We start from the raw sequence: 20,000 nt of genomic DNA on the forward strand, positions 1-20,000 counted from the left end.
CGTTTTCGGGCGTTCAGAGCGCCCGGATCACGTGTTTGATTTCCTGAAACGCGGCCAGGCCCCACGGCCCCAATTCACGACCGATGCTGCTCTGCTTGTAACCGCCCCACGCCGTCTGCGGGAAGATCACTTGCGGCGCGTTGAGCCATACAAGCCCCGCCTGCAGGGCGTTGGCGACGCGGTCGGCGGTCTCGGCGTTACGCGTCACCACACTGGCGACCAGCCCGAACTGGCTGTCGTTGGCCAGGGCAATCGCCTCGGCTTCGCTGCTGAAACTGCGCACGCAGAGCACCGGGCCGAAAATCTCTTCACACCACAACGCACTGTCGAGGGGCACGTCGGTGAACACTGTCGGCTGCAAAAAATAGCCGCGTGGCAGATGCGCCGGACGATTACCGCCGCACACCAGCTTCGCCCCGGCACTCAAACCGCGGTCGATGTGGCCGAGCACGCGCTGGTATTGCGCCTGATTGACCAGCGCGCCCATCTCCACGTCCGGGTCGAACGGATCGGCCACGCGAATCGCTTGTGCGCGCTTTTGCAGACGCTCAAGAAACTCATCGGCCAGCTCATCGGCGACCAGCACCCGGCTGGTGGCCGAACACATTTGCCCGGCGTTGAAGAAACCGCCGCCGCAAGCCAGTTCCACCGCCAGTTCCAGATCGGCGTCTTCGAGCACCAGCAACGAAGATTTGCCACCCAGTTCCAGGCTCACGCCCTTCACCGTTTCGGCGGCACGCTGCATTACTTGCACACCGACGGCGTTGCTGCCGGTGAAGGAAATCTTGGCGATGCGCGGGTCCGCCGACAGCGGCGCACCGACCGCCAGACCGGTGCCGCAGACCAGGTTGAACACACCGTCGGGCAAGCCGGACTCGGCAATGATCGCCGCCAGTTCCAGCTCCGGCAGCGGCGTGACTTCCGACGGCTTGAGCACCACGCAGCAACCGGCGGCCAAGGCAGGCGCAAGTTTCCACGCGGTGGTGACCATCGGGAAATTCCACGGCACGATCAGCCCGACCACACCGCACGGTTCACGACGCAGACGCGCGCTGAAGTCATCGCTGGGCAGCGCCACGTTGCTGTCGAGTTGTGCGTCGAGGCCTTCGGCCAATTCGGCGTAATACTCGAACGTGGCGATCACATCATCGACGTCGATCGCCGCTTCGAATTGCGGTTTGCCGTTGTTGCTCGACTGCAGCTTCATCAGATGATCGCGGCCGTTGCGCACGCCATTGGCGATGTTGCGCAGGATCGCACCGCGCTCGGCACCGCTGGTTTTCGACCAGCGCTTGAACGCTTCAGTGGCCGCGCTGACGGCCAGATCGACCGCGCTTTCATCGCCGCCATTGACCGTGGTCAGCAGTGCTTCGGTGGCCGGATTGATCACCCGCAGGTGTTCACGCCCGGCCGACCATTGACCGTTGATGTACAGGCCATCGAGTGTGGTTGGGAAATTGATCATTGGGCCACCGCCTGCATCCATTGGCTCTGGTCGATTTCGATCACGGTCGGGCCCTGACGATCGGTGGCAGCACGCAGCGCGCCGCGCAATTGTTCGACCGAGCTGATCGCCTCGGCGGCGCAGCCCAGGGCCTTGGCCACGCCGATGAAATCCGGGGTGTAGATATCGACGCCGACCGGTTCGATGGCGCGGTTGACCATGTATTTTTTGATCTCTTCGTAACCCTGGTTATTCCACAGCAGGATGATCACCGGCGTACGCGCTTCAACCGCGCTGGCCAGTTCCGGCAGGGTGAACTGCAAGCCGCCGTCGCCGATCAGGCACACCACTGGCGGACGAGCGCCGTCCTCAATGCCGCCACCGAGCCACGCGCCAATCGCCGCCGGCAGGGCGTAACCGAGGGTGCCGTAACCGGTGGACGAGTTGAACCAGCGCCGTGGACGTTCCGGGTTGAACGTGAGGTTGCCGGTGTACACCGGTTGCGTGGAGTCGCCAACGAACACTGCGTCCGGCAATTCGTGCAGCACGGTTTCCAGAAAACGGGTCTGGGCCAGGGTTGGCGCATCCCAGGTCGCGGCCAGTTCATCGCGCAGACGCGCTGCCCGCACCTGGCCCCAATCGTTACGCCGCTCGGCCAGCGCCTGCTGCGACAGTGCGCCGAGCAGCGCTTGTGCGGCGTTGCGCGAGTCGGCGACCAAGGCCACGTGCGGCGGATAGTTGCGCACGGTCTGATCGGCGTCGATGTCGATGCGCAGCAACTTGCCGGGGATTTCAAAGCCGCCGGCGAAGGTCACGTCGTAATCGGTTTCGGCCAGTTCAGTGCCGATCGCCAGCACCACGTCGGCATCGGCGACCAGTGCGCGAGTGGCGACCAGGCTTTGCGTCGAGCCGATCAGCAGCGGATGGCTGGAGGGCAACATGCCTTTGGCGTTGATGGTCAGCGCCACCGGGGCGTCGAGCAGCTCGGCCAGCTCAGTCAGTTCGGCGGCGGCATCGATGGCGCCGCCACCGGCGAGAATCAGCGGACGCCGAGCGCCGGCCAGCAACTCAGTCATGCGCCGTACTGCAGCCGGTGCAGCCCCGGCGCGGTCGATGTGCACCGGAACGCTGGCGAGCAGCTCATCAGCCTCTTCTACCAAAACATCCAGCGGAATCTCGATGTGCACCGGACGCGGACGCCCGGCCTGAAACAGTGCGAAAGCACGGGCCAGCACGCCGGGCAATTCCGCCGCCGACATCAGGGTGTGGGAGAACGCCGCGACGCCGCCGACCAGCGCGCTCTGGTTCGGCAACTCGTGGAGCTTGCCGCGACCGCCACCCAACTGGCTGCGGGTCTGCACGCTGGAGATCACCAGCATCGGGATCGAGTCGGCGTAGGCCTGGCCCATCGCGGTGGTGATGTTGGTCATGCCTGGGCCGGTAATAATGAAGCACACACCCGGTTTGCCGCTGGTGCGCGCATAGCCGTCAGCCATGAAACCGGCGCCCTGTTCATGCCGTGGAGTGACGTGGTTGATGCTCGAACGGGCCAGCCCGCGATACAGCTCCACGGTGTGCACCCCGGGGATGCCGAACACCTGCTCGACCCCGTAATCCTCGAGTAACTTGACCAGTACTTCGCCACACGTCGCCATGTCGATTGCCCTTCTTGTTCGTTTGAGACACAAGGCCTTTGTGTAGGAGTGAGCCTGCTCGCGATGGCGTCTTCACATTCAACATTACGGTGACTGACACACCGCTATCGCGAGCAGGCTCACTCCTACAAAGGGCCCCTTCGATGAGCTCATTGAACGGGCGGCAGGTAGCGGCAACAATCGATTAAAAGTCATACTAGCCATGTCCTCACGTCATACCTTGGATCCACATGAAACGACTGCCTCCCCTGCCCGCCCTGCACACGTTTCTGATTACTGCGCAGTGCTGCAACTTCACCCGGGCGGCCGAGCAGTTGCACATCACTCAGGGCGCGGTGAGCCGGCAGATTGCCGGGCTGGAAGCTCATCTGGGGTATGAGTTGTTCATCCGTCTGGCCCGAGGCCTGGAACTGACCGCCGAAGGACGCGAATGGCTGCCACGGGTGGAAAAGATCTTCGGCCTGATCAGCGAGGCCACCGAGCAGATCGGGCGCAAGCGGCAAACCCTGCAACTCAAGGCGCCCAGCTGCGTGATGCGCTGGCTGGTGCCGCGCCTGCTGCAATGGCAAAAGGAACGCCCGGACGTGCCGGTCAAACTGACCACCACGCTGGCCCATGGCGTCGACTTTCAGCGCGAGCAATTCGATGCGGCGGTGATCTACGGCACGCCGCCGGACAACTCCTCGACCGCGCTGCATCTGTTCGATGAGCAACTGACACCGGTCTGCTCGCCAGCATTATTGAAAGGCCCACCGGCGCTGAGCGAACTGGCCGACCTGCAACAGCATCTGCTGCTGCATCCGACCCGCGACACCCAGGACTGGACGGTGTGGCTGACCGCCGCCGAATTGCAGTTGAACAACGTCAACATGGGGCAGCATTTCGAGACGCTGGATCAGGCGATGTCGATGGCGTCGCATGGGACGGGTGTGGCGATTGGCGACTGGTCGCTGATCGGCGATGACCTGCGCGCCGGACGGCTGGTGATGCCGTTTGATCTGAAGGTGAAGACGGGGCTGGGCTACTACGTGGTGATGCCGCAGGGTGGGGAAGCGTCGCCGCAGTTGGAGGAATTGATGATCTGGCTGGTGGAACAGGCGCATTTGCGCTGAGGCTTTTCCCCTCACCCTAACCCTCTCCCGGAGGGAGAGGGGACTGATTGGAGATTGCTGAAGAAATCTACCGACCAGAAAGGACGGCACCGGATCCATAATCGACTCGATCACTCAGGTCGACGTATACCGCAAGCCCCCGCGGTCAGCTCCCTCTCCCTCCGGGAGAGGGCTGGGGTGAGGGGCGAGGATTCACTCAATACCCGACCGTAAACCGCTGACGCGAATGCTTCGGCGTTTCCACTTCGTCAATCAGCGCAATCGCGTAATCGGCGAAGGTGATCCAGCTGCGACCTTCAGCACTGAACAGCAAATGATCCTTGCCAACGCGGAAGGTACCGGTGCGCTCACCTTCGACGAACTCTGCCGATGGCGAGAGGAAAGTCCAGTCCAGATCCTTCTCCTGACGCAAGGCATCAAGAAACGCCGCGCCAGCGCTGGCCTCGGTTTTGTACTCAGCGGGGAAACCGGCGCTGTCGATCACTCGGGTGTCGTCCGGCAGCAACAGCGAACCGGCACCGCCGACCACCAGCAGACGCTTCACGCCCGCCTGCTTCACCGGGCCGACCAGAGCGCTGGCCGATACCGTGGCGAAGTGCGCGGCGCTGATCACCACGTCGTGACCGGCCACCGCAGCTTGCAGCGCTGCCGAATCCAGCACATCGACATTCTTGCTGACCACACCGGCACGCGCGCCGATCTTCGAGGTGTCGCGGGCGATGGCAGTGACGCTATGCCCGCGACGCAGGGCTTCTTCCAGCAGTTGGCTACCGGCACGGCCGGTGGCACCAATGATTGCGATCTTGCTCATGACATTCTCCAGTTGGCTTGAGAGTTTCAACGACGGCATAAATCTAATCTTGAAGCGGTATTCCCTGTGGCGAGGGAGCTTGCTCCCGCTGGAGGGCGAAGCACTCCCCGCCTGTTTCAGATACAACGTATTGGCGGGTTTTGCGCCTGCTGCGCAGGCGGGCGGGAGCAAGCTCCCTCGCCACAAAAGTCCTCTCGACCTCTGTTTCAGATCAATCGGGTTACCACTTCATCTCGCCCTTGGCGACTTTGGCACTCAGTTCCAGCGAACTTTCTTCGCCGAGTTTCGGGTAGCGCTTCTGCATGGCCTTGATCAGTGCGGCGGAATCCTTGGCCTTGGCGGTTTCTTCATCGAAAGCCTTAATGTAGTCGGCGGTGAATTTCACGCTGGCCAGCGAGCGGCTGCTCTCGCCCAGGTAGTGACCCGGCACCACGGTTTTCGGCTTCAGGGTTTCGATCGAGTGCAGGGTTTGCAGCCAGTCGGCGTGGGATTGCGCGGTCTGGGTATCAGCCATCCACACATGTATGTTCTCGGCGACCACGACGCCACCGACCACGGCCTTGAGCGACGGAATCCACACGAAGCTGCGATCCGGTTGTTTGCCTTCAAGACCGACCACCTGCAACTTCTGCCCTTCGAGCATCAGGCTGTCGCCCTTGAGCACGCCCGGCACGATGGTTTTAGCCGGTACGTCGGCGCCCATTTTCGGGCCCCAGAAGGCGAGTTTGCCGGCGACGGTTTTGTTGATGTGATCCACGGTCGGCTGCGAGGCCAGCACTTCGGCGTCGGGGAAGGCCTGGGTCAGGGTGTCGAGGCCGAAGTAGTAATCCGGGTCACCGTGGCTGATGTAAATGGTGGTCAGGTGCTTGCCGCTGGCGCGGATCTTCTCCACCACCTGCTCGGCCTGGGCCTTGCCGAATTGTGCATCGACCAGAATCGCGTCTTTCTCGCCGCTGACCAGCACCGAAGTCACCGGGAAAATCGCGTGGGTGCCCGGGTTGTAGACATCCAGGGTCAGATTGGCGGCAGCGGCGTGGGCTGCGAAACCGAGGGTGGCGGTGGCCAGCAAAACGCGCTTGAGGGTAGTGAAGCCGATCATCTGTTGCTCCGTGGTCCGAATGCCGTGTTTGGCGATGGGACAGAGCTTAGTTGCCTGACTCGGTACAAAAAATGCGATGCTTGGACATAGTTTGTTTCTGAAAGCGGGCAAATCATGGATCGTCTTCAAGCAATGCGGGTGTTTGTCACAGTGGTCGATCTGGGCAGCCAGTCGGCGGCAGCCGATCATCTGGACCTGTCACGGCCAGTGGTGTCGCGCTATCTGGCGGAGCTGGAAGACTGGGTCGGCGCGCGCCTGATGCACCGCACCACACGCAAATTGAGCCTGACTGCCGCCGGCAGCGAAATCCTGCCGCGCTGTCGGCAGATGCTCGAACTCTCGACCGACATGCAGGCCGCCGTCAGCGAACCCGACGAGGCACCGCGCGGACTGCTGCGTATCAGCGTCAGTACCTCGTTCGGCCAGGCGCAACTGGCCGATGCGATGGCGGCGTACGTCAAACGTTACCCCGGGGTCAGCATCGATCTGCAGATGCTCGACCGCACGGTGAATCTGGTGGATGAGCGCATCGATCTGGCGATCCGCACCAGCAATGACCTCGATCCGAACCTGATCGCCCGGCGCCTGACCGTGTGCCGCTCGGTGGTCTGCGCCGCACCGGCTTATTTGCGCGACAACCCGCCACCGCAACGGGTCGAGGACCTGAGCCGACACAACTGCCTCACCCACTCCTACTTCGGCAAGAGCCTGTGGCATTTCGAGGAGGACGGCGAGCCCGTGTCGGTGCCGGTGCAGGGCAACATCAGCGCCAACGAGGCCAGCACCCTGCTGCGTGCCACCCTGGCCGGTGCCGGCGTGGCGATGCTGCCGACCTATCAGGCCGGGGTGCATGTGCATGCCGGGGAACTGGTGCGCCTGCTGCCGGGTGCCGAGCCACGGCAGATGAACATCTACGCGGTGTACGCCTCACGCAAGCATATGCCGGCGGCGCTGCGCAGCATGCTGGATTTTCTCGTCGAACGATTCCCGGAAAATCCCGAATGGGATATGGGCCTGTAAATCCGATGCCCCTGTGGGAGCGGGCTTGCTCGCGAAGGCGGTGTATCAGTCTGGATTCTCATCGACTGACACCACGCCTTCGCGAGCAAGCCCGCTCCCACAGGGGGATGTCACATAGGCCGAATCCGTGGCTGGCAACTCTATGCCGCTGACCTATGCTGAAAGTAATACCGCAGGGTATGCGTTCAGAGGTCTACGCCATGAACATCAGAACAAGAAGGTACTTCGCGATTTTCATCACCTGCGCTGCCACGCTGGCGCTGTACGGCACCGCGGCCTGGCGGGTCGAGCAACTGCGACAACTGCCGCGCGAATACGCCAGCTGCAATTTCGAGCGCTGTATTCCGCATAACGCGACGCTCAATGCGTTGCGCTGATTGACCTGAGTTGCAGTGCGATCCTGTGGGAGGGGGCTTGCTCCCGAATGCGGTGTGTCATTCAGCATTGATGCAAACTGATAGACCGCTTTCGGGAGCAAGCCCCCTCCCACAGGATATCGCCAGGTTTACAGGATCACTGCTCGGCCTTCAGCCGGTCGCGGAAGGCCTTTGGCGATATCCCCACCCTGCGCCGGAACAGGCGCGTGAAGTTGGTCGGATCGGAAAACCCTAACAACTCCGACATCTCGTAAATGGTCATGCTGGTGTAGGTCAGCAAACGTTTGGCTTCCAGTAACTGGCGTTCGTGCATGATCTGCAGCGCTGGCTGCCCAGCCAGTTCCCGGCAGGTGCCGTTGAGGTGTGATACCGAAATCCCCAGACGATGGGCCAGGTCTTCGACCTTCACATGCTGGCGGTACGTCTCCTCCACCAATTGAATGAACCCGTTGAGGTATTCGCGCTGGCGTTGCGGCCGCTGGCTGGCGTTATGGCGCACGAGTGCCTGACGGCTGACCCAGACCATGATCACGCTGACCAGCGAATGCATGAGCATTTCCCGCGCGGGTTGATGGCCGTTGTACTCGGCCTGCAACGCTGAAAACAGACTGTTCAGGTACTCCGCGTCCTTGCCCGCCGGGTAGTGCTCGGCCTGGGCCAGTGCGTGCACCGAACTGCCCAGTTGCGCCTGCAGGTGATTGATCAGCGGATTGGCGAGGGTAACGACAAATCCTTCGACGTCCTCGGAAAAGCGAAAGCCATGCACCGACAACGGTGGCAGGACTTGAATCGCGGGTTGGTTGAGCTGCGTGCGTTGACCTTCGATTTCAAGCTCTGCCTGACCTTTGAAGACGAAGAGCAACTGGCACAAATCGGCGTGGCGGTGGGGTTTGATTTCCCATTGATGTTCGCGGCTGCGTTTGGAAATGGTTTCACAGTGCAGCAAGTCAGGGGTCGGCCAGTCCAGGCTTTCACCGTAGAGCTTGAACACCGGAATCGAAGGCAGGTCAGGCTTGTTCATCACTTCAATCCAGGCCTCGAGGTTGCGGGCGATAATCGCACCGATTGGCAGAATGTACAGGTATCGGCTCAGTTTTCACCTTCAATTGACAGACCCGCAAGGGAAAAATGCAAGCACTCGATCCATAAAAATCATTCACCGGCGCCTGTCGCGTGAAGCTTGCGAGTCATAAAAACAATGAAAACGCTGAAAACCCAAGTCGCCATCATTGGCGCCGGTCCGTCCGGATTGCTCCTCGGTCAGTTGCTGCACAACGCCGGCATCGACACCCTGATTCTCGAACGCCAGACACCCGATTACGTACTCGGGCGGATTCGCGCCGGCGTGCTTGAACAAGGCATGGTAGAGCTGTTGCGCCAGGCCGGCGTAGGCGCGCGCATGGATGCCGAAGGGCTGGTGCACGCCGGCTTCGATCTGGCACTGGATGGGCGTCTGGCACACATCGATCTGCAGGCTTTGACCGGCGGCAAAACCGTCATGGTTTACGGTCAGACCGAAGTCACGCGCGACCTGATGGCCGCTCGTCGGGAGGCTGGCGCACTGTCGTTTTATGAAGTGAGCCATGTCGTTCCTCACGGCATGAAAAGCGACGAGGCCTTTGTCACCTTCGAAAAGGACGGCGAAACCTGGCGCGTCGATTGCGATTACATTGCCGGTTGCGATGGTTTCCACGGCGTGGCTCGGCAGTCGATTCCCGAGGCCTGCCTGAAGATCTTCGAGCGGGTCTATCCGTTCGGCTGGCTGGGGATTCTCGCGGACACGCCGCCGGTGCACGATGAGCTGGTCTACGCCCGGCACGAACGCGGCTTCGCCCTGTGCAGCATGCGTTCGGCCACCCGTACCCGTTATTACCTGCAAGTGCCGGCCGAGGAGAACGTTGCCGACTGGTCCGACGAGCGCTTTTGGGCTGAGCTGAAAACACGTCTGCCCGCCGCGCTTGCCGAGAAACTGGTGACTGGCCCGTCGATTGAAAAAAGCATCGCGCCGCTGCGCAGTTTTGTCGTCGAACCGATGCAGTACGGGCGGATGTTTCTCCTCGGCGATGCCGCGCACATCGTCCCGCCCACCGGCGCCAAGGGCCTGAACCTGGCCGCCAGCGATGTCAGTACGCTGTTCAACATTCTGCTGAAGGTTTATCGCGAAGGGCGCACCGATCTGCTGGAGAAATACTCGGAAATCTGCCTGCGCCGGGTATGGAAAGCCGAACGTTTCTCCTGGTGGATGACCTCGATGCTGCACCGCTTCGACGAGCACGATGATTTCAGCCAACGGATCAGCGCCTCGGAACTGGACTACTTTGTCAGTTCAGAAGCGGGTCGAAAAACCATTGCAGAAAATTACGTCGGACTTCCGTACGAGGCTATCGAATAGCCTGCTACCGACTTACACTGGCGAGCATCCACCCGCGCGCAATGGCCGTGCGGGTCCATCACTGCCCGCAGGCTCGCCCGTGACCAATCTCAATCACCCTGAAACGCCCAAACCGGCCATTCGCAGCGTGCTGGTCGCGTTGATGATGGCGATTTTTCTCGGCGCGCTGGACCAGACCATCGTCGCCGTCTCGATGCCCGCCATCTCCGCACAGTTCAAGGACGTCAGCCTGCTGGCCTGGGTGATTTCCGGGTACATGGTGGCAATGACCGTGGCGGTGCCGATCTACGGCAAACTCGGCGATTTGTACGGGCGACGCAAACTGATGCTGTTCGGCATGGGCCTGTTCACCCTCGCCTCGCTGTTCTGCGGCATGGCGCAAAGCATGGAACAACTGGTGCTGGCGCGGATTCTCCAGGGCATCGGCGCCGGCGGAATGATTTCGGTCAGTCAGGCGATCATCGGCGACATCGTCCCGCCGCGCGAACGCGGGCGTTATCAGGGTTATTTCAGCAGCATGTACGCGGTGGCCAGCGTCGCCGGGCCGGTGCTCGGCGGCTACATGACCGAGTACCTGTCGTGGCGCTGGGTGTTTCTGATCAATCTGCCACTGGGGCTGGGCGCCTGGTGGGTAGCCAATCGCAACCTGCGCGGCCTGCCGATTCCGCAGCGCAAACCGATCATCGACTACCTCGGCACGCTGTTGATGATCATCGGTTTGACCGCCCTGCTGCTGGCCATCACTCAGGTCGGTCAGGGCCATTCGTGGCGCAGCAGCGAAGTGCTTGGCTTGTTCGCCTGTGCGGTAGCGGTGCTGGCTGTGTTCGTCTGGCATGAACGCCGGGCGCGTGAGCCGCTGCTGCCGATGCACTTGTTCACCAACCGCAACGCGTTGCTGTGCTGGTGCACGATTTTCTTCACCAGTTTTCAGGCGATCTCGCTGATCGTGCTGATGCCGCTGCGCTTTCAGAGCGTCACCGGCGCCGGGGCCGATGCGGCGGCGTTGCACTTGCTGCCGCTGGCGATGGGGCTGCCGATTGGCGCTTACTTCGCCGGACGCCGTACTTCGGTGACCGGTCGCTACAAACCACAGATTCTGACCGGCGCGCTGCTGATGCCGATCTCGATTCTCGGCATGGCGTTCAGCCCACCCGATGCGACGCTGGTCAGCAGCCTGTTCATGCTGCTCAGCGGGATTGCCGGCGGCATGCAGTTCCCGACTTCACTGGTGGGTACGCAGAACTCGGTGGAGCAACGCGACATCGGCGTCGCCACCAGCACCACCAACCTGTTCCGCTCGCTGGGCGGCGCGGTGGGTGTGGCGTTGATGTCGGCGCTGTTGCTGGCGTTGTTGCAGGATTCGAGTTTTGCCCACCTGGCGAGCAACTCGCTGATCAGCGAGGGGCATTCGGGCAACGTGTTGCTCGACGGTCTGAACGCCGCGCCGGGCGATGCCCAGAACGCCTTGCGCGCCGAGCTTTCGGTGACGTTCCGGCATTTGCTGTGGGTGAGTACGGCGGTGTCATTGCTGGGGCTGGCGGCCGCGATTGCGATGCCGAACAACCTGCTGCGCGGGCGCGAGCACGGCGCCAAATAACAGCAACACCTTGATCCCCTGTAGGAGTGAGCCTGCTCGCGATGAGGGTGTGTGTCAGTCGACATTATTGTTGAATGACACACCTTCATCGCGAGCAGGCTCACTCCTACAAAGGCAGTTCACTCAGGGGCTGTAGTAACCCACCGCCACCAGAAAATGTCCGACCTTCTTCAGGTAGGCATGCTTGTCCTCGACCTTGCCGGTCACCGGGTTTTTCCAGCGGTATTCGTATTCGCCGTCATCCTGCTTGGCGATCAGCGCCAGAATCGGCTCGCCCACCGGTTTGCCTTCCGGGTCCTTGATCTTGCTGAAATCGGTGTTGATCAACCGCAGGTTGGTGCCGTGGGCAACGTAGCGTTGGGTGTCCAGATCGACCACGAACACATACAGGTCATCCTGCAGATAACCGCCCTTGAGCGAGTTGATGGCCGTCAGGGTGCCCTTCTCGTTTTTCCCCAGATCGGTAGCAGCCTTGTCGAGAAGTGCCTTGGCCTGCTCGGCTGAAGCACGCGGCAGGTAATAACCGACGGCCAGAATCCGCTGACCGATGCGCTGGTAATACACATGTTTGCGCTCGACCTTGCCGTCGGCCCAGTTCTGCCAGCGGTATTCGGCCTGTTGAATGCCGTTGCCTTCCGGCACCAGCAAGGCGTCCTTGAAGGCTTTCTGCAAATCCGGCGCAAGCACTTCGCTGACGTCACGGCCGATCAAGGCTGAGGACGGCCCGCCGCTGGCGAGCATCACGCCTTTGGTGTCGACCACGAACACGTAGCGATCCTTGTCGACGAACTCGCCCTGACGGCTGAACGCGGCGAAGGCCTTGTCGCCATTGTCGTGGTAATAGGCCAGCGCCTTTTCCAGCAGCGCAATGGCGGCCTTGCTGTCGTCCTTCTGCGCGGTGGCGGCGTTGACCTGCCCTGCCCCCACAAAAAGCATCACCCCGAGCCACGCCACTTTATGCAAAAACCCCATAACGCATCCCTCGTTCTTGTTGGTGTTTCAAGAGCGTAGACGGCTTGGGGTCGGACGGAGCGCCGAATCCTGTAGCGAGGGGATTTATCCCCGATGGGCTGCGCAGCAGCCCTGATGGAGAGAACACATATTTTCTGACACACCGAGCTGATGGTTTGGGAGCTGCTGCGCAGCCCCATCGGGGATGAATCCCCTCACCACAAAGGTCCCTGGCTACAGTTCATCAGGCCCTATGGCCGGGCATTGATCTGCTGCTGCAGGTTCTGGATCTGCGCCTGCAGGGTGTTGAGGTTGCGGGTCATCTGCCCGCGGAATGCGTCGAACTCGGCGGTATTGCCGCCACCCTGCGCAGCGGCCGGACGGTTGTCCTGCTCACTCTTGAGAACGACGATTTCCTGCTCCAGACGCTCGATCGCCGCGCTCGGATTGCCTTGCTTTTTCAGCGCGGTGATATCAGCGCCGAGGCTTTTCAGCTGCGCGTCATAACTCTTGAGCTGCGCATCGACCTTGCCGGTGTCGGCCGGGGCGCTTTTCAGGGTCGCCAGTTCGGCGCTCAAGGCTTTGACCTGAGCCTGCAACTGGCTATTGGCGTTCTGTTGTTCGGTGGTCTGCGCGGTCATCTGCGCCAGACGCTTGTCCAGATCGCTGGCCTGACCGACCACGCCTTGCTGCTGTTTGCTCTGATCCAGCAACTGGGTTTCCAGCTGTTTGATCTGCAACTTCAAGGCTTCGCTGTCACTGTTGACGTTGCTCTGGCTGGCGACGACTTTGCCGGAAATGTCCTGCAGGCGCCCTGCCGCTTCCTCGCTGATGCGTGCAAAGCTTTCCTGGGTCGCGACCAATTGCTGCTCCATCAGCGAAATCTGCTGAAAGCTCCACCAGGCCAGACCGATAAAGGCGAAGAACAACGCGCCGACCAGTGCCCACAGCGGCCCGGTGCTCGCAGCCTTGACCTTGACCACCGGCGGCGTGCGCGAGTGCACCGAGGTGCGGGCGCTGGGCGGAATGTCATCGTCGTCAAAGGTGTCGGCCCGCAGGCTCGGTACATCGTCGAAATCGTCGTTGGCATCGTTACGCATGGACATTGAGGCAACCTTTGTGGAACGCGGTGATGGCTAAATGCTGCGAAGTATAACCGCCGCAGCCGCAGGGATTGACCCTCAAGCGGCAGTGCGGTTCATTGCCGGCCGGGCGACTTGTATCAACGGATGTCCTGAGCTTTCCACCAGCCACAGAACTCGTCGAGGGCCGACCACAGGCTGACTTTCGGATCGTAGTCCAGATAATGCCGGGCGCGGCTGATGTCGAGGGTGAAATTTTTCTTCATGACTTGCATGCCCAACCGCGACAGGGTCGGCTCCGGGCGGCCCGGCCAGAGTTTGCACACGCCTTCGTTGAGCGCAGCAACGCTGTAGGCCAGACCGTACGAACGGTATTTGCTGACCTGCGGCACTTCCATTTTGCGCATCACATAATTGACCACATCCCACAAAGGCACCGGCGCGCCATTGCTGATGTTGTAGGCCTTGCCCAGCGCGGAACCGGCCGCCAGCAAGCTGTTGAGCAGCGCTTCGTTGAGGTTCTGCACACTGGTGAAGTCGACCTTGTTCAGGCCGTCGCCGATGATCGCCAGACGCCCCTTGCGCTGCATGTTCAGCAGGCGCGGGAAGATGCTCATGTCGCCGGCACCGGTGACGAAACGCGGGCGCAGGGCGATGGTTTCGAGGCCGAACTCCTGGGCGCCGAAGACCTTCTGCTCGGCCAGGTATTTGGTCGCCGCGTAGTGATGTTTGAAGCGCTTGGGCACTTGCTCTTCGGTCAGGCCGAGGTGATCGCGGCCATCGAAGTAGATCGACGGCGACGACAGATGCACCAGCCGCCGCACGCGCTGCTTGAGGCAGGCTTCGACGACGTTTTCGGTGACCTGCACGTTGCCCTGATGAAAGTCCTGATAGCGCCCCCACAAACCGACGGCGCCGGCGCAGTGCACCACGGCTTCGACGTCGGCACAGAGTTCGCGCACCAGATCCGCATCGGTGAGATCGCCCGGGACGAACTCGGCGCCACGGCGCACCAGATGCTCGACGCTTTCGGCCCGGCGACCGTTGACCCGCACGTCCAGGCCCTGCTCCAAAGCGAAACGCGCAAAGCGTCCGCCAATGAAGCCGCTTGCGCCGGTGACCAGAATTTTCATGTAACGCTCCGATGTCTTTCGTTTACCTGATACGTCTGTCTTGACGCTGACCATCAGCCCAAGGGCACCAGCCAGCGCGGTGAAGAACGTAGCAATTGCTCGGTCAGCAAGGCCAGCAGCTGACCGCCATTGCGCCAATGATGCCAGTACAACGGCACATCGATCGGTTTATCTGGCAACAGTTCGCGCAATACGCCGCGTTGCAGCTGATCACGCACTTGCAGTTCCGGCACCAGGCCCCAACCGAACCCGGCTTCGGTCAGACGCACAAAACCTTCGGAGGACGGGCACAAGTGGTGCTCGAAACCACCGTCGACACCAAGCGATGCGAGGTAGCGATGCTGGAGAAAATCGTCCGGGCCGAACACCAGCGCCGGGGTGCGCGGCAGCTGCTCGGCGCGCACCCCGTCGGGGAAATGCCGCTCGATAAACGCCGGACTGGCCAGCGCCCGATAGCGCATCGCCCCGAGCAACACGCTACGCGCACCGGCCACCGGGCGCTCGCTGGCGCAGACACACGCCGCCACTTCCCCGGCACGCATGCGCTTGAGGCCGACGGTCTGATCTTCCACCACCAGATCCAGCAATAAATGCTGCTCGGCGCAGAAATCGCCCACGGCCTCGGCCCACCAGGTGGCGAGGCTGTCGGCGTTGATGGCGATGCGCAAACGCTCCGGCAGGCCTTCTTCGTCGAGCGCTGGCACCAGGGTCTGCAAGTCACGCTCGAGCAGGCGCACCTGCTGCACATGGTTGAGCAGCCGCCGGCCAATCTCGGTCGGCGATGGCGGCGTGCCGCGTACCAGCACCGGTTGGCCGACCCGCGCTTCCAGCAATTTGATCCGCTGGGAGATCGCCGATTGCGACAAGCCCAGCACCTGCGCGGCGCGTTCGAATCCGGCCTGCTCGACCACAGCGGCCAGAGCGGAAAGCAATTTGTAGTCGAACATCAGTTTTCCTAATGAGCGATCAGCACTATTGGTTTTTCTTATACCGCTTTCGACCGGAGAATAGCCAGCAAGCACTCTTTATCAAGGAACACGGCAATGGCTGGCGAAACCTCACTCACAACTCTGCTGCGCAGCATGAGCCCGCAGCTCAATGCCGGCGAATACGTGTTCTGCACCCTGCGTGACGGCCAGTTGCCGAGCGGTGTGGAGATTGTCGGCAGCTTCCGCGAGCAGGAAGGCCTGACCGTGATCCTCGAACGCTCTCAGGCTGAACACGCCGGGTTCGCTTTTGATTATGTGGCGGCGTGGATCACCCTCAATGTGCATTCGGCGCTCGAAGCCGTTGGCCTCACCGCCGCGTTCGCCAGCGCGCTGGGCAAGGCCGGAATCAGTTGCAACGTGATCGCCGGTTATTACCACGACCATTTGTTTGTCGGTCAGGCCGACGCCGAGCGCGCCATGCACGTGCTGCGCGATCTGGCAGCCAACGCGGAGTAAATCTTATGTGGCAAAGCTATGTGAACGGCCTGCTGGTGGCCTTGGGGCTGATCATGGCGATCGGCACCCAGAACGCTTTTGTGCTGGCGCAGAGTCTGCGCCGCGAACATCACCTGCCGGTGGCGGCGTTGTGTGTGGCGTGCGATGCGCTCCTGGTGGCGGCCGGGGTGTTTGGTCTAGCCACCGTGCTGGCACAGAACCCGACATTGCTCGCGGTGGCACGCTGGGGCGGCGCAATTTTTCTGATCTGGTACGGCAGCCAGGCGCTGCGCCGGGCGTTCTCGAAACAGAGTCTGGATCAGGGTGAAAACCACACCGTACGCTCGTTGCGCGCGGTGATGCTCAGCGCACTGGCAGTGACACTGCTCAACCCGCACGTTTATCTGGACACGGTGTTGCTGATCGGCTCGCTGGGGGCGCAGCAGTCGGTGCCGGGCGCTTATGTCGTGGGCGCCGCGAGCGCGTCGCTGCTGTGGTTTTTCACCCTCGCCCTCGGTGCCGCATGGCTCGCGCCGTGGCTGGCTCGGCCGAGTACCTGGCGAATTCTCGATCTTCTAGTGGCAGTGATGATGTTCACGGTGGCAGGGCAATTGATATTGGCGCAGTGATTTATTCCAAACAGCTCTGGAACCTCTATCCCACACAGTTGTTGCGTGGTTAAGCCTTGACCCCGGTGCTATGATCCGAACCCTGCGCCGCAAAGAGTAAAAACTCGTCGGTGCATTTCTGGCCGCCCGTGATCGGCCTTGCGCTCACCGCAACAGACCTGATTAGGAGAATCATCATGGCTTTCGAATTGCCGCCGCTGCCTTACGCACACGATGCCCTGCAGCCGCACATTTCCAAGGAAACCCTGGAATTTCACCACGACAAGCACCACAACACCTATGTCGTGAACCTGAACAACCTGGTGCCAGGCACCGAGTTCGAAGGCAAGACCCTGGAAGAGATCGTCAAGACTTCCTCGGGCGGCATCTTCAACAACGCCGCTCAGGTCTGGAACCACACTTTCTACTGGAACTGCCTGGCGCCAAACGCCGGCGGTCAACCAACCGGCGCACTGGCTGAAGCCATCAACGCAGCTTTCGGTTCGTTCGACAAGTTCAAGGAAGAGTTCAGCAAAACCTCGATCGGCACCTTCGGTTCCGGCTGGGGCTGGCTGGTGAAAAAGGCTGACGGTTCCCTGGCTCTGGCCAGCACCATCGGCGCCGGCAACCCGCTGACCAGCGGCGACACCCCGCTGCTGACCTGCGACGTCTGGGAACACGCTTACTACATCGACTACCGCAACCTGCGTCCGAAGTACGTTGAAGCGTTCTGGAACCTGGTCAACTGGAAGTTCGTCGCTGAGCAGTTCGAAGGCAAAACCTTCACCGCTTAAGCTACGCGCCAGATAAAAAACCCGGCTACGGCCGGGTTTTTTTATGCCTGCTTTTTTTCACGATGAACGATGGCTCCGGCCGCTTGCCGGTGCAGCACAGCGGGCTACCATCAAATCAGCGAAAATTTGTTCCAGACTGCTCAAGTTGAGGGCCGAAACTACCGACACAGTACAAATAGAGCTGAGACTCCAGACAGCAGTATTTCGGCCAAGGCCACGGGCAAATGTTCCGAGGCTTGATTGTCCCTTTGACTGCCAACACGGGATTGCCAATACTCATGGCAACTTGACGCTACCCGCACGGAACAAGGAATAACCCTTTGAAGCTGGAACTCAAGAACAGCTTGTCGGTGAAGTTGCTCCGGGTCGTGCTCCTTTCGGCATTGATCGTCGGCGTGGTCTTGAGCTGCGCCCAGATTGTTTTCGATGCCTATAAAACCCGCCAGGCGGTGGCCGGCGACGCTCAGCGCATCCTCGACATGTTCCGTGATCCCTCGACTCAGGCGGTCTACAGCCTGGACCGGGAAATGGGCATGCAGGTGATCGAAGGCCTGTTCCAGGACGACGCGGTGCGCCAGGCCTCCATCGGCCATCCCAACGAAGCGATGCTCGCGCAGAAGTCCCGTGAGTTGCAGCACTCCAACAGCCGCTGGCTGACTGACCTGATTCTCGGTCAGGAACGCACCTTCACCACCCAATTGGTCGGTCGCGGTCCCTATAGCGAGTATTACGGCGACCTGAGCATCACCCTCGACACGGCCACCTATGGCGAGAGTTTCATCGTCAGTTCGGTGATTATTTTCATTTCCGGCGTCTTGCGCGCCCTGGCCATGGGCCTGGTGCTGTATCTGGTCTATCACTGGCTGCTGACCAAGCCGCTGTCGCGGATCATCGAGCACCTGACCGAAATCAATCCCGATCGCCCCAGCGAGCACAAGATTCCGCAGCTCAAGGGTCACGAAAAGAATGAACTCGGCATCTGGATCAACACCGCCAACCAGTTGCTCGAATCGATAGAACGCAACACGCACCTGCGCCACGAAGCGGAAAACAGCCTGTTGCGCATGGCCCAGTACGACTTCCTCACCGGCCTGCCGAACCGCCAGCAATTGCAGCAGCAACTGGACAAGATTCTGGTCGACGCCGGCAAGCTGCAACGCCGGGTCGCAGTGTTGTGCGTGGGGCTGGATGATTTCAAAGGGATCAACGAGCAGTTCAGCTACCAGACCGGCGACCAGTTGCTGCTGGCGCTGGCCGACCGCCTGCGCGCCCACAGCGGTCGCCTCGGCGCCCTCGCCCGTCTGGGTGGCGACCAGTTCGCGCTGGTGCAGGCCGATATCGAACAACCTTATGAAGCGGCAGAGCTGGCGCAGAGCATCCTCGATGATCTGGAAGCGGCGTTCGCCCTCGACCATCAGGAAATCCGCCTGCGCGCGACCATCGGCATCACCCTGTTCCCCGAGGACGGCGACAGCACCGAGAAGCTGTTGCAGAAGGCCGAGCAGACCATGACGCTGGCCAAGACCCGCTCGCGCAACCGCTATCAGTTCTACATCGCCAGTGTCGACAGCGAGATGCGCCGGCGTCGCGAACTGGAAAAAGACCTGCGCGACGCACTGATTCGCGACCAGTTCTACCTCGTCTATCAGCCGCAGATCAGCTACCGCGATCACCGCGTGGTCGGGGTAGAAGCGCTGATTCGCTGGCAGCATCCGGAACACGGTCTGGTGCCGCCGGACCTGTTCATTCCGCTGGCCGAACAGAACGGCACGATCATCGCCATCGGCGAATGGGTGCTGGATCAGGCCTGCAAGCAATTGCGCGAATGGCACGATCAGGGCTTCGTCGATCTGCGCATGGCGGTCAACCTGTCCACCGTGCAACTGCACCACGCCGAGTTGCCGCGGGTGGTCAACAACCTGCTGCAGATCTACCGCCTGCCGCCGCGCAGCCTGGAGCTGGAAGTCACCGAAACCGGCCTGATGGAAGACATCAGCACCGCCGCCCAGCATCTGCTGAGCCTGCGCCGCTCCGGCGCGCTGATCGCCATCGACGACTTCGGCACCGGCTACTCATCGCTGAGTTACCTGAAAAGCCTGCCGCTGGACAAGATCAAGATCGACAAGAGCTTCGTCCAGGATCTGCTGGATGACGACGATGATGCGACCATCGTTCGCGCGATCATCCAGCTGGGCAAGAGCCTGGGCATGCAGGTGATCGCCGAAGGCGTGGAAACCGCCGAGCAGGAGTCCTACATCATCTCCGAAGGCTGCCACGAAGGTCAGGGCTACCACTACAGCAAGCCGCTGCCTGCCCGGGAGCTGACTGCCTACCTCAAACAGGCGCAGCGTAGCAACGCGGCGATCCTTTGATGCCGCGCATAACAACCGGCTAAATAAGAAATATTTCCAGCCACAGCCCTTTACACATAATGCGAAAGATTTGCATTATGTCGCAGCTTTGCGCACCCCCGCGCCCTGTCCATTCCATTACCGAAGCAG

Annotated in this window: 18 protein-coding genes; 9 read left to right on the forward strand and 9 right to left on the reverse strand. The window is 61.3% G+C overall.

All coding sequences use genetic code 11. From position 1 onward, the window contains the following. Positions 1 to 13: 13 nt before the first annotated feature. Both E3Z29_RS25135 and E3Z29_RS25140 read right to left on the reverse strand, forming a co-directional pair. Positions 14 to 1,465, reverse strand: a complete 1,452-nt coding sequence (locus E3Z29_RS25135) for an aldehyde dehydrogenase family protein (RefSeq protein ID WP_134787207.1) — start codon at positions 1,463 to 1,465, stop codon at positions 14 to 16. After that, complete coding sequence (locus E3Z29_RS25140) at positions 1,462 to 3,099, reverse strand: 5-guanidino-2-oxopentanoate decarboxylase (protein ID WP_134787208.1); 1,638 nt, start codon at positions 3,097 to 3,099, stop codon at positions 1,462 to 1,464. Before E3Z29_RS25140 ends, E3Z29_RS25135 begins: the two co-directional genes overlap by 4 nt. A 230-nt stretch (positions 3,100 to 3,329) precedes the next feature. Here E3Z29_RS25140 and E3Z29_RS25145 point away from each other — a divergent pair, with 230 nt between their 5' ends. Next, a complete protein-coding gene (locus E3Z29_RS25145) occupies positions 3,330 to 4,211 on the forward strand; it encodes a LysR substrate-binding domain-containing protein (RefSeq protein ID WP_134787209.1) in 882 nt (293 codons plus the stop codon). A 196-nt stretch (positions 4,212 to 4,407) separates the two neighbouring features. Here the strand turns inward: E3Z29_RS25145 and E3Z29_RS25150 are convergent, their stop codons facing one another. Together E3Z29_RS25150 and E3Z29_RS25155 are read right to left on the reverse strand one after the other, a co-directional pair. After that, entirely contained in the window at positions 4,408 to 5,022 is a 615-nt protein-coding gene (locus tag E3Z29_RS25150) for an NAD(P)-dependent oxidoreductase (protein ID WP_134787210.1), read from the reverse strand. Between the two features lie 220 nt (positions 5,023 to 5,242). Then, positions 5,243 to 6,121, reverse strand: coding sequence for an MBL fold metallo-hydrolase (locus E3Z29_RS25155; protein WP_134787211.1), 879 nt, complete (start codon positions 6,119 to 6,121; stop codon positions 5,243 to 5,245). Between the two features lie 114 nt (positions 6,122 to 6,235). Between E3Z29_RS25155 and E3Z29_RS25160 the strand changes: the two genes are divergently transcribed. Together E3Z29_RS25160 and E3Z29_RS29485 are read left to right on the forward strand one after the other, a co-directional pair. Then, a complete protein-coding gene (locus E3Z29_RS25160; protein WP_209318218.1) occupies positions 6,236 to 7,141 on the forward strand; it encodes a LysR family transcriptional regulator in 906 nt (301 codons plus the stop codon). Positions 7,142 to 7,341: 200 nt separating this feature from the next. After that, positions 7,342 to 7,518: a hypothetical protein gene (locus E3Z29_RS29485; protein WP_007964044.1), complete on the forward strand. Its 177-nt coding sequence runs from the start codon at positions 7,342 to 7,344 to the stop codon at positions 7,516 to 7,518. A gap of 136 nt (positions 7,519 to 7,654) precedes the next feature. Here the strand turns inward: E3Z29_RS29485 and E3Z29_RS25170 are convergent, their stop codons facing one another. Further along, on the reverse strand, positions 7,655 to 8,539 hold the full coding sequence (locus tag E3Z29_RS25170) for a helix-turn-helix domain-containing protein (protein ID WP_007964041.1): 885 nt from the start codon (positions 8,537 to 8,539) through the stop codon (positions 7,655 to 7,657). Positions 8,540 to 8,716: 177 nt separating this feature from the next. On the opposite strand from E3Z29_RS25170, the gene pobA reads away from it, so the two are divergent. Together pobA and E3Z29_RS25180 are read left to right on the forward strand one after the other, a co-directional pair. After that, entirely contained in the window at positions 8,717 to 9,910 is a 1,194-nt protein-coding gene (pobA, locus tag E3Z29_RS25175; protein WP_134787212.1) for a 4-hydroxybenzoate 3-monooxygenase, read from the forward strand. A gap of 79 nt (positions 9,911 to 9,989) precedes the next feature. Beyond that, entirely contained in the window at positions 9,990 to 11,507 is a 1,518-nt protein-coding gene (locus E3Z29_RS25180) for an MDR family MFS transporter (RefSeq protein ID WP_134787213.1), read from the forward strand. Between the two features lie 123 nt (positions 11,508 to 11,630). On the opposite strand, the gene E3Z29_RS25185 is transcribed toward E3Z29_RS25180, so the two are convergent. From E3Z29_RS25185 to E3Z29_RS25200, 4 genes are all read right to left on the reverse strand, one after another. Next, on the reverse strand, positions 11,631 to 12,479 hold the full coding sequence (locus E3Z29_RS25185; RefSeq protein WP_096795121.1) for a cache domain-containing protein: 849 nt from the start codon (positions 12,477 to 12,479) through the stop codon (positions 11,631 to 11,633). Positions 12,480 to 12,709: 230 nt separating this feature from the next. Continuing rightward, positions 12,710 to 13,564 (reverse strand): ATPase, encoded by an 855-nt coding sequence (locus E3Z29_RS25190; protein ID WP_097086018.1) that lies wholly within the window; start codon positions 13,562 to 13,564, stop codon positions 12,710 to 12,712. A 116-nt stretch (positions 13,565 to 13,680) separates the two neighbouring features. After that, the gene (locus E3Z29_RS25195; protein WP_134787214.1) at positions 13,681 to 14,673 is read right to left on the reverse strand and encodes an NAD(P)-dependent oxidoreductase; all 993 of its coding nucleotides are present in this window, start codon (positions 14,671 to 14,673) and stop codon (positions 13,681 to 13,683) included. A 53-nt stretch (positions 14,674 to 14,726) separates the two neighbouring features. Then, positions 14,727 to 15,620: a LysR family transcriptional regulator ArgP gene (locus E3Z29_RS25200; protein ID WP_095136979.1), complete on the reverse strand. Its 894-nt coding sequence runs from the start codon at positions 15,618 to 15,620 to the stop codon at positions 14,727 to 14,729. A gap of 96 nt (positions 15,621 to 15,716) precedes the next feature. Between E3Z29_RS25200 and E3Z29_RS25205 the strand changes: the two genes are divergently transcribed. From E3Z29_RS25205 to E3Z29_RS25220, 4 genes are all read left to right on the forward strand, one after another. Next, positions 15,717 to 16,118 carry an ACT domain-containing protein gene (locus E3Z29_RS25205; RefSeq protein WP_098965335.1) on the forward strand — a complete coding sequence of 134 codons (402 nt, stop codon included), beginning with the start codon at positions 15,717 to 15,719 and terminating at the stop codon, positions 16,116 to 16,118. 5 nt (positions 16,119 to 16,123) lie between these two features. Continuing rightward, complete coding sequence (locus tag E3Z29_RS25210) at positions 16,124 to 16,726, forward strand: LysE/ArgO family amino acid transporter (RefSeq protein ID WP_134787215.1); 603 nt, start codon at positions 16,124 to 16,126, stop codon at positions 16,724 to 16,726. A gap of 176 nt (positions 16,727 to 16,902) precedes the next feature. Then, the gene (locus tag E3Z29_RS25215; protein WP_003227660.1) at positions 16,903 to 17,499 is read left to right on the forward strand and encodes a superoxide dismutase; all 597 of its coding nucleotides are present in this window, start codon (positions 16,903 to 16,905) and stop codon (positions 17,497 to 17,499) included. A gap of 320 nt (positions 17,500 to 17,819) precedes the next feature. Next, positions 17,820 to 19,871: a bifunctional diguanylate cyclase/phosphodiesterase gene (locus E3Z29_RS25220; RefSeq protein ID WP_096795124.1), complete on the forward strand. Its 2,052-nt coding sequence runs from the start codon at positions 17,820 to 17,822 to the stop codon at positions 19,869 to 19,871. Positions 19,872 to 20,000 lie beyond the last annotated feature (129 nt).

It is taken from the genome of Pseudomonas sp. S150 (genome assembly GCF_004526365.1).
In the GTDB taxonomy this organism is placed as follows: Bacteria; Pseudomonadota; Gammaproteobacteria; order Pseudomonadales; family Pseudomonadaceae; genus Aquipseudomonas; species Aquipseudomonas putida_A.